The sequence below is a fragment of the Mycobacterium asiaticum genome, assembly GCF_001673315.1.
In the GTDB taxonomy this organism is placed as follows: domain Bacteria; phylum Actinomycetota; class Actinomycetes; order Mycobacteriales; family Mycobacteriaceae; genus Mycobacterium; species Mycobacterium asiaticum_B.
This window is the reverse complement of record NZ_LZLQ01000142.1, coordinates 43,282-56,155: the sequence shown is the minus strand read 5'-3', so window position 1 is coordinate 56,155 and position 12,874 is coordinate 43,282. Positions and strand designations below refer to the sequence as shown.

15 protein-coding genes and 1 pseudogene are annotated in these 12,874 nt (G+C 64.6%); 8 read left to right on the top strand and 8 right to left on the bottom strand.

All coding sequences use genetic code 11. From position 1 onward, the window contains the following. Together A5636_RS26690 and A5636_RS23135 are read left to right on the top strand one after the other, a co-directional pair. Positions 1–365: pseudogene (locus A5636_RS26690) on the top strand (TetR/AcrR family transcriptional regulator); the annotation flags it as partial. Between the two features lie 149 nt (positions 366–514). Continuing rightward, positions 515–1,243, top strand: a complete 729-nt coding sequence (locus A5636_RS23135; RefSeq protein WP_065160973.1) for a cutinase family protein — start codon at positions 515–517, stop codon at positions 1,241–1,243. Between the two features lie 143 nt (positions 1,244–1,386). Here A5636_RS23135 and A5636_RS23130 read toward each other — a convergent pair whose 3' ends face one another. Beyond that, positions 1,387–1,860 (bottom strand): SRPBCC family protein, encoded by a 474-nt coding sequence (locus A5636_RS23130; RefSeq protein ID WP_065160964.1) that lies wholly within the window; start codon positions 1,858–1,860, stop codon positions 1,387–1,389. A gap of 226 nt (positions 1,861–2,086) precedes the next feature. Here A5636_RS23130 and A5636_RS23125 point away from each other — a divergent pair, with 226 nt between their 5' ends. From A5636_RS23125 to A5636_RS23110, 4 genes are all read left to right on the top strand, one after another. Continuing rightward, positions 2,087–2,893 (top strand): polysaccharide deacetylase family protein, encoded by an 807-nt coding sequence (locus A5636_RS23125; protein ID WP_065160972.1) that lies wholly within the window; start codon positions 2,087–2,089, stop codon positions 2,891–2,893. 100 nt (positions 2,894–2,993) lie between these two features. Next, the gene (locus tag A5636_RS23120; protein WP_155763965.1) at positions 2,994–3,626 is read left to right on the top strand and encodes a TetR/AcrR family transcriptional regulator; all 633 of its coding nucleotides are present in this window, start codon (positions 2,994–2,996) and stop codon (positions 3,624–3,626) included. Then, the gene (locus A5636_RS23115; protein WP_081287953.1) at positions 3,626–4,726 is read left to right on the top strand and encodes a glycosyltransferase; all 1,101 of its coding nucleotides are present in this window, start codon (positions 3,626–3,628) and stop codon (positions 4,724–4,726) included. The genes A5636_RS23120 and A5636_RS23115 overlap by 1 nt, the downstream gene beginning before the upstream one ends. Before the next feature lie 246 nt (positions 4,727–4,972). Then, entirely contained in the window at positions 4,973–5,509 is a 537-nt protein-coding gene (locus A5636_RS23110) for a DUF3558 domain-containing protein (protein WP_065160961.1), read from the top strand. A 9-nt stretch (positions 5,510–5,518) separates the two neighbouring features. On the opposite strand, the gene A5636_RS23105 is transcribed toward A5636_RS23110, so the two are convergent. From A5636_RS23105 to A5636_RS23095, 3 genes are read right to left on the bottom strand one after another with little or no spacing between them, the layout of a single operon-like run. Beyond that, positions 5,519–6,130 carry a hypothetical protein gene (locus tag A5636_RS23105; protein ID WP_065160960.1) on the bottom strand — a complete coding sequence of 204 codons (612 nt, stop codon included), beginning with the start codon at positions 6,128–6,130 and terminating at the stop codon, positions 5,519–5,521. A gap of 32 nt (positions 6,131–6,162) precedes the next feature. Further along, positions 6,163–7,308: an LLM class flavin-dependent oxidoreductase gene (locus A5636_RS23100; protein ID WP_065160959.1), complete on the bottom strand. Its 1,146-nt coding sequence runs from the start codon at positions 7,306–7,308 to the stop codon at positions 6,163–6,165. 49 nt (positions 7,309–7,357) lie between these two features. Next, positions 7,358–7,966 (bottom strand): TetR/AcrR family transcriptional regulator, encoded by a 609-nt coding sequence (locus A5636_RS23095; RefSeq protein WP_065160958.1) that lies wholly within the window; start codon positions 7,964–7,966, stop codon positions 7,358–7,360. A gap of 66 nt (positions 7,967–8,032) precedes the next feature. Between A5636_RS23095 and A5636_RS23090 the strand changes: the two genes are divergently transcribed. After that, a complete protein-coding gene (locus A5636_RS23090) occupies positions 8,033–8,863 on the top strand; it encodes an alpha/beta fold hydrolase (RefSeq protein WP_065160957.1) in 831 nt (276 codons plus the stop codon). Positions 8,864–8,877: 14 nt separating this feature from the next. On the opposite strand, the gene A5636_RS23085 is transcribed toward A5636_RS23090, so the two are convergent. Next, positions 8,878–9,834, bottom strand: a complete 957-nt coding sequence (locus A5636_RS23085) for a dipeptidase (RefSeq protein WP_065160956.1) — start codon at positions 9,832–9,834, stop codon at positions 8,878–8,880. A gap of 40 nt (positions 9,835–9,874) precedes the next feature. Here A5636_RS23085 and A5636_RS23080 point away from each other — a divergent pair, with 40 nt between their 5' ends. After that, on the top strand, positions 9,875–10,633 hold the full coding sequence (locus tag A5636_RS23080) for an SDR family NAD(P)-dependent oxidoreductase (protein ID WP_065160955.1): 759 nt from the start codon (positions 9,875–9,877) through the stop codon (positions 10,631–10,633). Between the two features lie 6 nt (positions 10,634–10,639). On the opposite strand, the gene A5636_RS23075 is transcribed toward A5636_RS23080, so the two are convergent. Genes A5636_RS23075 through A5636_RS23065 form a run of 3 tightly spaced genes read right to left on the bottom strand, consistent with a single transcriptional unit; the run spans position 10,640 to position 12,872 of the window. Beyond that, complete coding sequence (locus tag A5636_RS23075) at positions 10,640–11,287, bottom strand: MarR family transcriptional regulator (RefSeq protein ID WP_065160954.1); 648 nt, start codon at positions 11,285–11,287, stop codon at positions 10,640–10,642. Then, positions 11,284–11,709 (bottom strand): Zn-ribbon domain-containing OB-fold protein, encoded by a 426-nt coding sequence (locus A5636_RS23070; RefSeq protein ID WP_081287952.1) that lies wholly within the window; start codon positions 11,707–11,709, stop codon positions 11,284–11,286. Before A5636_RS23070 ends, A5636_RS23075 begins: the two co-directional genes overlap by 4 nt. Further along, positions 11,706–12,872 carry a thiolase family protein gene (locus A5636_RS23065; RefSeq protein ID WP_065160953.1) on the bottom strand — a complete coding sequence of 389 codons (1,167 nt, stop codon included), beginning with the start codon at positions 12,870–12,872 and terminating at the stop codon, positions 11,706–11,708. The genes A5636_RS23070 and A5636_RS23065 overlap by 4 nt, the downstream gene beginning before the upstream one ends. Between the last annotated feature and the right edge of the window lie 2 nt (positions 12,873–12,874).

Sequence of the window (12,874 nt, the reverse complement as noted above, 5' to 3'; positions counted from 1 at the left end):
AGGGCGCCATCGCGCGCCTCGAAGCGGTGCTGGACGAGTCGAAACAGTTGATGCGCGACTTTCCCCACCTGGCCGCGTTCCTGCAAGCCACCCGGGTGCAAAGCACCAGGCAGTCCGGGCGCAGCGGGCCGAGGTACCCGGGTTCCAAGGCGCTACGCGACGTCGTCACCGATATCGTCGAGGACGCGCAGCGCGCCGGGACCCTCTCATGCAATGCCACGCCGGCGGTGGAAACCATCTGCGCCCTCACCCGCGGGCTGTCCGAGCAAGCCGCCAGGCTGCCAGGCGAGGACTATGACGCCACCCTGGATGCAGTCAAGCGATTGATCCGGGGAACGCTGTTCGGCCAGGCCCGGCTGGCCTGATCCGGGCGGCTGAAACACAGCTGCCTACCGTTGGTCGAGCGGGGCTATGGACAGTGCGTCTATGCTGGTCACCGTCCTATGCTGATGATTTCGCCCGACCGTCGAAAATCGCTGTTTTAGGAGGTAATCCCGTGGGCACATACTGCGTCATGAATGCACGTCAACTCGTTCGTTTCCTTGCTCCCGCGGCAGTCGCAGCTTCGGGTCTGTGTGCTTCCGTAATTCCCGGCTTGCCCGTTCCCACCGCGGCAGCCGCGTGTCCCGATGTCGAGGTCGTTTTCGCCCGCGGCACCGGCGAGGAACCTGGTGTCGGCCCGACGGGTCAAGCGTTCGTCGACAACCTGCGGCCGCGCCTCGGTGCGCAGTCGATGGAGGTCTATCCCGTCAATTACCCGGCCAGCGATGAATGGGCGACCGGTGTGGACGGCGTTCGCGACGCCGGCGCTCACGTCAACTCAATGGCGGCCAGCTGCCCCAAGACCAAGATGGTGCTTGGCGGTTTCTCGCAGGGCGCGGCTGTGATGGGCTTTGTGACATCGGCCGCGGTGCCGGACGGCATCGACCCGGCGACCGTGCCGAAACCACTGGATCCCGCTGTGGCTGACCACGTCTCCTCGGTTGTCCTGTTCGGGCTTCCGAATGTCCGGGCCATGGAATTCCTCGGCCAACCGCCGGTAGCCATCGGCCCGCTGTATCAGGCAAAGACGATGAAGGTCTGCGCCACCGACGACCCGGTGTGCTCCCAAGGATTGAACTTCGCCGCGCACAACACCTACGCGGACAACGGCGCGATGATTGACCAGGGTGCAGCTTTTGCCGCCAGTCGCCTCGGTGGGGGCTCACCGGCCCCGGTGCCGCCGCCCGGTTTCGGGGAATGAACGTCCGCGACTGATTTCACGGTCTCAGGGTCAGGCGGGCAGCCGTTCCACTGGCTCGGCTACCGCCGATCCTGAGACCTGCGAAGCCGAGAAAGATCAAGCACTCGGCAACGGGCCCAGGTGCGCAACCGACGGCGTGAGAGCTACTCAGCCGCATAGCGATCGCGCAGCTTGGTCAGCGTGGACTCGATGCCGGTCGCGTTGGCTTTTGCGAACCCCATCCGCTCGTAGTACTTCAACTTGTTCTTGAGCTTGCCGGCGTCGTGATAGTCGAAGGTCTCAGTGACCCGCGTGCGGGTCGGAGCGAGCGACTCGAACTGCCACCGCCAGCGGTGGCCAAGGGGGTGCCGCCATTCGATCACCTCGTCCGGCGTGAACTCGGTCACCGTACTGGTGATCCGATAAGGCACTCCGAGCATGCGCATGTTGGTCGAGAATTTCGATCCTTCGCCGAGCTGGGCTGGCGCCTTGACGTTGTCCCGAACCGTGCCCGATCCGTCCAATTCACTGTGACGCCGGGGATCGGCGGCCATCGCGAACAGTTCGTTCGCCGGTGCGGCCACCTCGACGGCTCGACTCACCCTGCGGGGTCCGGCGTCGACAACCGTGACAGTCATTCGTTACTCCTTCCGGTTCACTCCTTCGCTGAAGTCAGGGTCGCAGCTTTGTGATCGCAAAAACAGACGGCTGCTCGCCCGGCGTTCCATCCGGGAATTTCACGCCGATGGTGGTACGGTTCGCTGCTGTGGTGTCGTCGCTGGTCAAGCCTGGTAATCGTCCGAATGCGGGCGTGCCTGCTGTGCGGCGCACCGGGAGATCGAGTTTGGCCGACGCATGTCCGACCTGAGCCGCCGCCGTTTTCTTGGCTCCCTCGCTGTCTCCACCGTTGCCAGCGTGGGTCTCGCGCGGTGCATGGTCGATCCCCAGCCGCGGACCTTCGCCCAAACCCCCGCCGGGCTTGCGCCACCCACCGGACCAACCGCCGCGGGCCTGCTCCCGCCGCCCCCTCCGACGGCTCGCGTGCGCCTTCCCGGCGGAGGCGTGCTCAGCCAGCTTCCGGGTGATGGCGACCTGCTGGCACTGACGGTCGATGACGGCACCAGTAGCGAAGTGGTCCGTGCCTACACCCAGTTCGCCAGGGACACCGGCATCCGGCTGACTTTCTTCGTCAACGGCACATACGACTCGTGGACCGACAACGTGTCCATACTCCGGCCGCTGGTCGAATCCGGGCAGATCGAATTGGGCAACCACACCTGGTCCCATCCTGACCTGACCACGCTGCCGAGGGGCGAGATCGCCAAACAGCTGATGCGCAACGACGAATTCCTCAAGAAGACGTATGGCGTTGCCGCCAAACCCTATTGGCGACCGCCCTATGCGAAGCACAACGCTGACGTGGACTCGGTGGCCGAGGACCTTGGATACAGCGTTCCGGTGCTGTGGTCGGGCTCCCTGTCGGATTCGACACTGATCACCGAGGAATACATCGTCAAGATGGCCGACCAGTACTTCACGCCGCAGGCCATCGTGATCGGACACCTCAACCACCTGCCGGTCACTCACGTCTATCCGCAGTTGGTCGAGATCATTCGCGAGCGGAAGTTGCGCACCGTCACCTTCAACGACGTATTCCTGAAGACCCCCTGAGTTCCTGAAGACCCCCTGAGTTCCTGAAGCCGCCCAAAGTCATTGACGCGTAGTGCTCGGCGCCCGTCGGTCCCCCTTCGGATATTAGTGTCCATTGTGGGTGACACGAAACTGTGATTTCATGTACATCAACATGGACACCAAATCGCGACGCTATGAGATGCGGGCCCGCAAGGAAGCCACGCAAGCGACCCGTGACTCCATCATGGCGGCAGCCTTGTCCGTCGTTGCCGCGCGACGATCGCTGGACGTCACCCTCAAGGCGGTTGCCGAGCGCGCCGGCGTCACCGTCAAAACAGTGTTGCGCCACTTCGGCAGTCGGGAAGCACTCATCGATGCCACCTGGGCTATGGCAAGGGCGGATACCGTGGCCGAGCGCGCCGTTCCGCCGGGCGAGCCGGCACAGGCGATAGCCGCGCTCGTCGAGCACTACGAGAATCGGGGCGCCATGGTTCTGGGTTTGCTTGCCGAGGAGCACGAAGAACCGCGCGCCCGACTGATGTGCGACGACGGCCGGCTACTGCACCGGGAATGGGTTGCGCAGGTCTTCGACGCGGGTTTGCCTACCGAATCCCCTGTCCGCGATCGCATGATCGACGCGCTGGTGGTGTCGACGGACGTGTATTGCTGGAAACTGCTGCGGCTCGACCGCGGTTTAACTGTCGAAGACGTTTGTGACCGTATGCAGTTCATGACGGGCGCCGTCCTCACCGCATTGCAGCGGACCGAATGATGAAGGTGCTTTTCGCCGTGGTCGACGGGGGTGGCAACATCCCTCCGCAACTAGGCGTCGCTCGTGCGTTGCGCAGTCGCGGCGTACAGGTCCGGTTCCTGGGCCACGACGGGGTTGCGGACCGGTTGCGCGATGCCGGGTTCGACTTCGAATCGTTCAGTACAGGAACACAATTCGATCCCTGTCGGCGTAGTCGGGGTACCGGCGTCATGGGTGGAATCGCCCGGGTGATCACCGATCGCCGGTTCAGCCGCGACATCATCGCCGCGGCGCGGCACCACGGCGCGGACGTCGTTGTCGTCGACATGCTGCTGACGGCCGCATCAGCGGATGTCGTGGCGGCCGGCCTTCCCACTGTGGTATTCGTGCACTGCTTCTACCGCGCGGTCCAAGATGCGGCCGCGGGACCGCTCGGCTGGCTGCTACGTCTTCGAGGCGTCCGACCCCTGGGGGCCGAACACAATGGAGCGCTCCAGATCGTCGCTGCGCGTGCGGATCTGGATCCCGTCCGCGGTGTGCCGCCAGTGCACCATGTTGGTGTGGTGTGGCAGGGCGTGCCGACGCAGTCACAACCGCGGCCTGTTCCGCATGTCCTTATCAGCCTGAGTACCTGCGCATACGCCGGTCAACGTCGCATGCTGCAGCACATACTCGACGCGGTCGAAGGTCTGCCGATACGGGCGGCGGTGACAGTCGGACCCGCCATTGACGGCAGCGGTCTGCGCGTACCTGCCAACGCAACAATTCACCGATGGCTGGACCACGACGAGGTTTTGGCGACGGCCTCGCTGGTAATCGGTCACGGCGGACACAGCACAGCCATGCGCGCGCTGTCTTTCGGTGTCCCCCTGGTGATCATGCCGGCCAACGGGCTGATCGATCAGAAGCGTGTGGGTGCGGCGATACAGCGAGCGGGTGCCGGGATGCTGCTACCCAAGAGCGCCGGCGCGCAACGCATTCGCGCTGCCGTGACTGCCGTGTTGGGGGACCAGCGCTACCGCGAAGCTGCCGGCCTGCTGGGCGAACAGATCCGCCGGCGCGATGGCGCCGAAGCGGCAGCTGACGCCATCTGCCGATTGGTGAAGACACCCTCATGCTGAGGCTTTGCTAGTCACGCGCGTCAATGAATGCGTGATCTGACAGTCGATCAGCGAAGATGTAGGCATGGTGGCGGTAACCGCGGGTCGCGTTCTGCGCGGGATTTGCACTGCCCGCCGAACTCGTCACGGACCGCATGGCTCGGAGAAGTTTGCAGAAGCTTGGAGAAGCCCTGCGGCACAACTACAGTCGCTCCGGCGACACCATGAGAGGTGGATGACCGGTGCTCTTGCTCGGTGAGTGCTGAGATGCTCCGAGACCGCCGCTACCTCATCCTGGCCCTACTGCCGCTGTTGACCGCCTGCCCCGGCGGTTCACACCAGCCCGCCAACCTATCTTCCCCAGCTTCGACCACCACGAAGCAGGCGATGCACGGCCCGCTCTTCCCCGACTGTGGCGGCGTGACCGACCAGACCATTGCACAACTCACCGGGGTCGCGGGACTGGTCGTCACCGCGCATAACTCGTTGGGCTGTCAATGGCTGGTGAACGGCCGCATCGACGGCCCCTGGTTCTCCTTCAGCTGGTTTCGCGGTAGCCCTATCGGTCGCGAACGCAAGAACGAGGACCTCAGCCGCTCCTCGGTCAACGACATCACCATCGACGGGCACACCGGTTACATCGCAGTTGCAACCGACCGGCTTGGCACCCGACTCTGCGATATCGGCATCCAATATCAGGACGACTTCTTCGAGTGGTCAATCCAATTCGTCAGGAAACCGTTCCCCGATCCGTGTGAGATCGCCACCGAACTGTCCCGCCGGACCATCGCGGCAGTGAAATGACCGGACCGGTCAGGGCCAAGGCGTTGCGTAGTTGGCGTAGTTCGCGTTGAACGCGCCGCAGAAGTCGCCGGAAGTGCCGGCCAGCAAGATGTAATAGGTCTCCGGGCGGTGGTTTTCGCCGGACGTCGGATAGGTCCACCCGTTGGCGCACATCCCGCCGACAGTGGATCCGGGCCATATCGACTTGACACAGCTTGTCAGCGCCTCGAGGTCAGCCGTCGCACTCTTGGCGATGACGAGCGCGGCGCCGCCCCATTGCCCGTCGGCCCGGCGGTAGGCGCGCGCCCCGAATGAGGTGTTGTCTTTCTGGCATCCCAACGCCCGCCGCAGCGGAACGAAGGGAGAGCTGAAGCGGGGATCGGTCAACCCCGCCGAATCCATGATGAAGGATGCCGCGTCCGCACCGTCGGCCTGCGGCACATCGGCGGGACCGATGTTGGTGAGCTGCATCATGATTCGGTTCTGGGCCGCCTCGTCGCCCCCACCGATGATGGGTCCGCCGCCGGTGGATGCGAGCGGGGGCAGCACCTCGCCGGGATCGGCCGCGGCCGGTGGCGCCGCGACGGCTGCGGCCAGCGCCAGCACGCCTGTCGCGATGCTTACCCCGATACGAAATGCCATGGTGTTGGGCAGCTTACTCGATACGCCCCGCTCTACAGCTTCTTGAGTGCCCGTACGATCTTGTTGAACGACGTCGTCGCCATGAGCCCCTTGCGCAAACTCTTCTGCATGGTGCTCAGATTCACCAGCACCACATAACGGACTCCCCCGTCGCGCCACTGCGCGACTTGCTCGACGATTTCGGCGGGTGTTCCGTTCACCAGAAAGTCCCGCACCACCGCAGGCGGGATCTTGGCGGCATGCGACAGGGCCGTCGGCTCGTCCATGTCCTGGGGCACCAAGTCTTGCGCGCCGGAGAACCCCGCCCCCAGCGGGTGCTGAGCGCCTCGGCGAACGAACATCTCGTCGGACGCGTTCAATCCGAAGATCCGCAACGTCTGAGAATCAAGTGCTTCCTCGACATCGTCGCGTGTGCGACCGGTCACCACGAACAGTTGCAGCGCCGGCAGGATGGACATCGGGTCGCGACCTGCGTCCGAGGCCGCGTTCCGGACGGCGTCCAATCGCTGGGCGTAGTCCGCGGGCGGATGGGGGAAGGCCGGAAAGTAGGCATCCCCGTACCGCCCCACGGCACGCAGCATGCGCGGACCGTGCGCGCCGATCCAGATTTCGGGCCACTTGCCGCCGTAGGGCGCCAGGTCGAATACCGCGTTGCGCAACGGAAAGTACGGAGAGTCCCGGTTGACCAGTTCTCCACCGGAATTCCACAGCGCGCGGATGGTCGCCATCGCTTCTTCGAAGCGTGCGACAGGTTTGGACCACTCGACGCCGTAGGGCTCATTTCCCTCCCGCTCGCCGGGGCCGATACCCAGAATCGCTCTGCCCCGGGTGAGCAGGTGTAGTGTCGCTGCGGCCTGCGCGGTGACCGCCGGGTTGCGTCGGCCGGTGTCGGTCACGCCCACCCCTAACCGCAACCGGCCGAGTCGGTTTCGTGCCGCGGTATGGCCGAGCATGGTCCAGGGCTCCATGACGGCATCGATCTTGGGAATTAGTCTGGCTGCGCCACAATACTTTTGCTGCCACAACGAACGTGGAAACAACTGGTTGAGGTGATCTGGAACCCAGAATGAGTCGACGCCGTTCGCGACTGCACCGAGGTAACCGACTCGTGTCAACACCTCGGCATAGGGACGCGCGGAGAGGATTCCATCACTCACTCCGACCCGGAACCTCGTCATGGTTGGCCCTCTCACGCGGTGGTGTCAAAAGGTCGGTAGCAACCGCTCCCTATTCGTCCTCGAGCATTCCGTCGATCATCCGATGCAGCACCCGGCCGATCTCCTCGCGGGCACGCTCCTGATCGTCGGCAGTGGCGATAGCCATGGCTGCCTCGTCGAGCGCACCGATCAGCACGGTAGCCAGTGGTCGCACCGGCAGTTCCTTGAGCTGTCCGGCCTTGATGGCTTCGCTGATCAGTTGTTCGGTCATCCCCAGGCTGTAGCGCTGCGCAACGTCGCGGAATGCGGTCCACCCGAGCACAGCGGGCGCATCCAGCAGGATCAATTGCCGCACTTCGGGATCGGCGGACACATCAAGCCAGGCATCGACGGCGGCCCGGATCATGCCCGCCGGCGTCGAAGCTCCCGAGGTGGCCACCAATCCCGCCATCCGGCCCATTACATCCTGTTCCACCGCCTCCACGACGTCGCGGAAAAGCGCTGCCTTGTCGGCGAACTGGTGATACATCGCACCGCGGGTCACCCCCGCCTCTTTGGCGATCTCGGGTGTCCCGACGTCGGCGTAGCCACGCCGGCCGAACAGCGTGCGCGCAGCCGAGATCAACGCTTCGCGGGTCGCCGCGGAGCGTTCCTCTTGGGTACGCCGCTTGATTTCCATACAACCTGTTGGTAATTTACGAACAGACAGACTGTTTCTAAATTGTATCTTTCTTAGGGGTGATCCATGCCGACGATCGAGATTAGCGCCGGAACGATTCATTACGAAGCAACGGGACCCGAAAACGGCAGGCCCGTCGTGTTCGTGCACGGCTACATGATGGGTGGCCAGCTCTGGGGTCCGGTAAGCGAGCGACTGGCCCAGCTTGGTCTGCGTTGCATCGCCCCGACCTGGCCGCTCGGTGCGCACCCAACGCCGCTGCGCCGCGGAGCCGACCGAACCATTACCGGCGTCGCCGGCATGGTGGCTGAGGTACTTGCCGCTCTCGATCTCGACGATGTGGTCTTGGTTGGCAATGACACCGGCGGGGTGGTGACCCAACTCGTCGCGGTGCATCATCCGGACCGCCTCGGCGCGCTGGTGCTGACCAGTTGCGATGCGTTCGAACACTTCCCGCCCCCAATTCTCAAGCCGGTGATCCTCGCGGCCAAGTCGAAGTCGTTGTTCCGAACGGCAATCCAGACCATGCGGGCACCGATGGCGCGGCGGCGCGCCTACGAAGGTCTCGCGTATGGCGAGATCGACGACCTGACCCAGGTCTGGGTGCGTCCGGCTCTGTCGGACCCGGAGGTCGCCGAAGACCTTCGCCTGCTGTCGCTCTCGCTCCGCACCGAGGTCACCCTCGATGCCGCGGCCAGGTTGCCCAGCTTCGACAAGCCCGCGCTGATCGCCTGGTCGGGTGATGACACGTTCTTCGAGCTCGAGGACGGACGACGCCTCGCGGCGACCATTCCCAATGCCCGGCTCGAAGTCATCGAAAGAGCGCGGACCTTCTCGATGGTTGATCAGCCGGATCGGCTTGCCGATCTTCTGTCATCGGTCGCGGTGCGCGCCTAGGACGCGGCGAAAGATTAGTTTCGCCAGGCGCGTTCGGCCACCCGGGCGAAGTTTCCACCGAGCACCGCGACAATGTCTGCGGTTCGCCAGCCGCGCTGGTCGAGATGCTCGGTGAGGGTCAGCAACGTCTCGGGCGGCATCCACTGGATCGTGCCCCAACGGGTGTAGCTGTCGTCGAACAGGTGCGGGTTGCGAGTGAATTCTTCCACGAAATCGGCGTAGTCGAAGGAGAAGTCGCTGCTGATCCCGACGTGATCGATTCCGACCAGCTCCACCGCGTATTCCAGATGTCGGGTCATCGCCTCGAGGGTGGGAGTGTTGGGTCCCAGGAAGATGCCCACACCGGTGATGCCGATGACCCCACCGCTGGCTGCGCAGGCGCGTGCCTGATCATCGCTGATGTTGCGCGGGTGGTCCCACACCGCACGCATACATGAGTGGCTGTAAATCACTGGGCCGGAGGATACTTCGCACATGTCGAGGCCGGTGCGGGTGCTGCAGTGTGACCCGTCCGGGACGATGCCGACGTTGTTCATCTCGGTGATGATCGAACGTCCCCAGCCGGTGAGGCCGTCGTCCCTGGCGTCCAGGCAACCGCTGCCGGCACGGTTGGCGTGGTTGTAGGTGGGTAACAGCGTCCGCACACCGAACTGGGCCAGCACCGCGAGGTTGTCCAGGTCATCGTCGATGGGCCGGGAGTCTTCGAGGTCGAAGACCACCGCGATACGGTTGTTGCGCGCAATGGTTTCGACGTCGGCGACAGTGGCGGCCAGCTCTAGGTCGGGGTGGGCATTCACCGCGCTGCGGAAGTGGTTCAGCAGCGTCATCGTGTCGTTGAAAGTATGTGGCGAATAACCGGCGTTGACCGACACGAATGCGCCGCCGCGACGCTGATATCTAGTCAGCGGGTCGATATCGGCGTCGGCCTGCAGAGGCAGGCAGGTGTGCTGGTCCCACAGCAGATGCGGCATAACTACCGATACTGCCCGATAGCCGGTTAGCGTTCTCTCCATGACCGAGGCGACGCCGTTGCAAGGCCGACGAATTCTGGTGACGGGTGGCGCCACCGGCATCGGTGCGGCAGCGGTCGCCGCGTTGGCCGAGGCGGGCGCTCAGGTCGCCGCCACCTATCACCAGACGCCGCCACCGGACAACCTCGTGGCGAAGTGGCTGCAGTGCGACGTGCGCGACGCCGATGCGGTTGCGTCCACGGTGCACGCAGCCACCGAGTATCTGGGTGGACTGGATGTCCTGGTGAACGCCGCCGGCCTGTGGCAGCCGGGCATACCCGGCTACATCGGTGCCGACGAGATCTCGTTCCTGTTGGACACCAATGTGAAAGCCACCATCCTGACGAACCAGGCCGCTTACGGCGTGATGAAGGGCCACGGCGGGCGGATCATCAATTTCGGTTCGTCCGAAGCTGTGATGGGCAGTCCGATCTCGGCCGTCTACGCCGCGACAAAGGGTGCCGTGCAGGCGTGGACACGGTCGGCTGCGCAGGCCTGGGCTGCCGACAAGATCACAGTGAACGCGCTGGCGCCGGCCGTGCAAACCCCCGGCGCAGACCGGCTGCGTGACTTCCTGGGTCCGGAGGCGGGCCACTTGATCGATCAGCAACTCCAGGCCAGGATTCCGCTCGGCGGTGCACTCGGGGACCCGGAGCGAGACCTGGGACCGGTCCTGGTGTTTCTCGCCGGGTCCGGCTCAGGCTTCATCACCGGCCAACTCCTGGCGGTCGACGGCGGCCTGATCATGGTCGGCGCCTGACCGGGCTCAACTTCTGGACGCGCGGCGCCGCATCTGCCCCTTGGGCCGTCGTACCCGGCGGACGGGATCTCTTTGTGTTCCCGCGGCGATCTCGTCGCGCAACTGCCCGATATTGGAGATCTCCGCGTATAGACCGCGGATGGCGTAGTCGAGCACTGCCAGCGAGTAACGCTGATCCGGGTCGTCCGGGATGCCGACCTCGCGGGAACGCTGCCGCGACCAGAGCGCCTCGTCCAATCGGGATCGAGTCGCTTCGAGATGGCGGTCCAAAGTGTCCACGACACGTTCGGGATCCTCGCCACGGGCCAGCCACGTCCGCAGGATGACCGGATGCTTGATCACCACCTGGTCCTCACCCGGGAAGTGGTGCACCCAGCTACGCAGCCCGTCGAGCCCGGAATCGGTGGTCTCGTACAACGTAATGGCGCGCTTACCGGCCCTGGCTTCGATCTCGTTGACCATGCCCCGCGCCAGCAGCCGGTTCAATTCGCGCCGCACGTGACTGACCGACGGCGACCAGTAGAAGTGACCGACCGAGAGTTCGGCGCGCATCTTGATCTCGCCGGCGGTGAGTTGTTCGTCGTTGCCCGCCAGCACGCCCAGCACCAGATAAGCCGTCACCGGTAGACCATTGGCCGTGTGCCGGGGACTCATGGCGACCTGGTGAAGCATGGCAGCGTGAGATCGTCTGCGACGGCGTGGAATTGGACCCGCACCCGCATGCCGACCGCAATATCCTCGGGTGCCATGCCCACCAGGTTGGTCAGCATCTGGTAGCCCTCGTCCAGCGTTACGATCGCCGGCGCATAGGGTGGTTCGAACTCTGCGGTCACCGGTCGGTAAACCACTGTCCAGCTGTAGATTTCGCCGACACCATCGCTCGACAGCCAGACCAGGTCGGCGGACAGGCAGTGCCGGCAGTGCTCGGTGGGGGGGAAGTTCGCCGCATCACAACACCGGCAGCGTTGATATCTCAGCTCCTCGGCACGGCAGCCGAGCCAGAACGGTGTGCTGAGCTGGCTGCTGGCGTGCGGCACCGCGCCGGTCTGCGGCCGCAGCACGTTGTCGGCATTCACCGCGGTTCATCTCCGAGTAACAGCACCGTGGTGAACAGGGCGCCAGCTCCTCCGTTGCTGCACAGGGCAACATGGGCATCCGGGACCTGCAGGGCGCCGGCGTCGCCGCGCAATTGCTGCACGGCGCGGACCGCGCGCTGCATCATCTGCGGGTTGGCGCCGGCGTGGCTGAAGGACATAGTTCCTCCGTCCGTGGTGATCGGATGACTACCGCCGATGTCGATATGACCATCGGCGACGAAGGGTCCCCCTTCGCCCTCCCCGCAGAATCCGAAGGCTTCCAATTGACGAATGATCTCGAACGAGAACGGATCATAGAGTTCCAGTACGTCCACTTCGTCGCGCCGCAGACCAGCGTGCGCGAAAGCCCGATCGGCGGCGCGCCGGCCCACCACGCCGTTGACGTGCTCACCGCGGCGGCCCGTCAGATCCCATGCAGGCGGGTGCTGATACGACGGGCCGTGGAAGTCTGCGCCACTGCCCAGGATGAAGACGGGTTTCGCCGAACCCTGCGTCCTTTCCAGATTGGCGACCACCAGTGCGCAGCCCCCTTCGGATGTGGTTGCGCAGTCGAGAAGATGAAACGGATCGGCGATGCGGCGGGATGCGGTGATGTCAGGCGGGCGGAACGGACCGCGTTGGTAATAAACGGCTTCGGGGTTGCGCGAGCCGTTGTTTCGGATCGTCGCGGCCACGATCGACAGCTGTTCGCGGGTAGTGCCGTAGACGTGCATGTGCCGGCGCGCAATGAGGGCGAACTCTGCGGCGGTGAACATGCCCCAGGGAGCGACGAATTCGTTCTCCGGCCTGGTCCACGGCGCCGTCGCTTCGTGGTCGCGGTATTCACCCGCTTGGGCGGCGACCAATACCACGACGTCGGCCATGCCGTGTTCGATCGCGGTGGCCGCTTCGGTGATCATTCCGACGCCGAAACCGAGGCCCTGCCACGCCGGTCCGATCCGCAGGTCGTAGATCAACGCGGTCGACATCGGACCGGCGCTGATGCCGTCGACGTCGTCCAGGCTCAGGCCGGCATCATCGAGGGCGCCGTTGATGGCCTGGATCGCGAGGCTCCGCGAGGTCTCGCCGTCCAACCGGCGGCCTTGTCGAGTGTTGAACACGCCCACGATCGCTGCGGTGGGTTTGGTCCCGCGGTTACGCACAT

Coding starts and splice junctions, on each gene's coding strand:
- A5636_RS23115 (WP_081287953.1), top strand. CDS start 3,626: ATGAAGGTGCTTTTCGCCGTGGTCGACGGGGGTGGCAACATCCCTCCG.
- A5636_RS23090 (WP_065160957.1), top strand. CDS start 8,033: ATGCCGACGATCGAGATTAGCGCCGGAACGATTCATTACGAAGCAACG.
- A5636_RS23100 (WP_065160959.1), bottom strand. CDS start 7,308: ATGACGAGGTTCCGGGTCGGAGTGAGTGATGGAATCCTCTCCGCGCGT.
- A5636_RS23110 (WP_065160961.1), top strand. CDS start 4,973: ATGCTCCGAGACCGCCGCTACCTCATCCTGGCCCTACTGCCGCTGTTG.
- A5636_RS23105 (WP_065160960.1), bottom strand. CDS start 6,130: ATGGCATTTCGTATCGGGGTAAGCATCGCGACAGGCGTGCTGGCGCTG.
- A5636_RS23135 (WP_065160973.1), top strand. CDS start 515: ATGAATGCACGTCAACTCGTTCGTTTCCTTGCTCCCGCGGCAGTCGCA.
- A5636_RS23085 (WP_065160956.1), bottom strand. CDS start 9,834: ATGCCGCATCTGCTGTGGGACCAGCACACCTGCCTGCCTCTGCAGGCC.
- A5636_RS23095 (WP_065160958.1), bottom strand. CDS start 7,966: ATGGAAATCAAGCGGCGTACCCAAGAGGAACGCTCCGCGGCGACCCGC.
- A5636_RS23130 (WP_065160964.1), bottom strand. CDS start 1,860: ATGACTGTCACGGTTGTCGACGCCGGACCCCGCAGGGTGAGTCGAGCC.
- A5636_RS23075 (WP_065160954.1), bottom strand. CDS start 11,287: ATGAGTCCCCGGCACACGGCCAATGGTCTACCGGTGACGGCTTATCTG.
- A5636_RS23080 (WP_065160955.1), top strand. CDS start 9,875: ATGACCGAGGCGACGCCGTTGCAAGGCCGACGAATTCTGGTGACGGGT.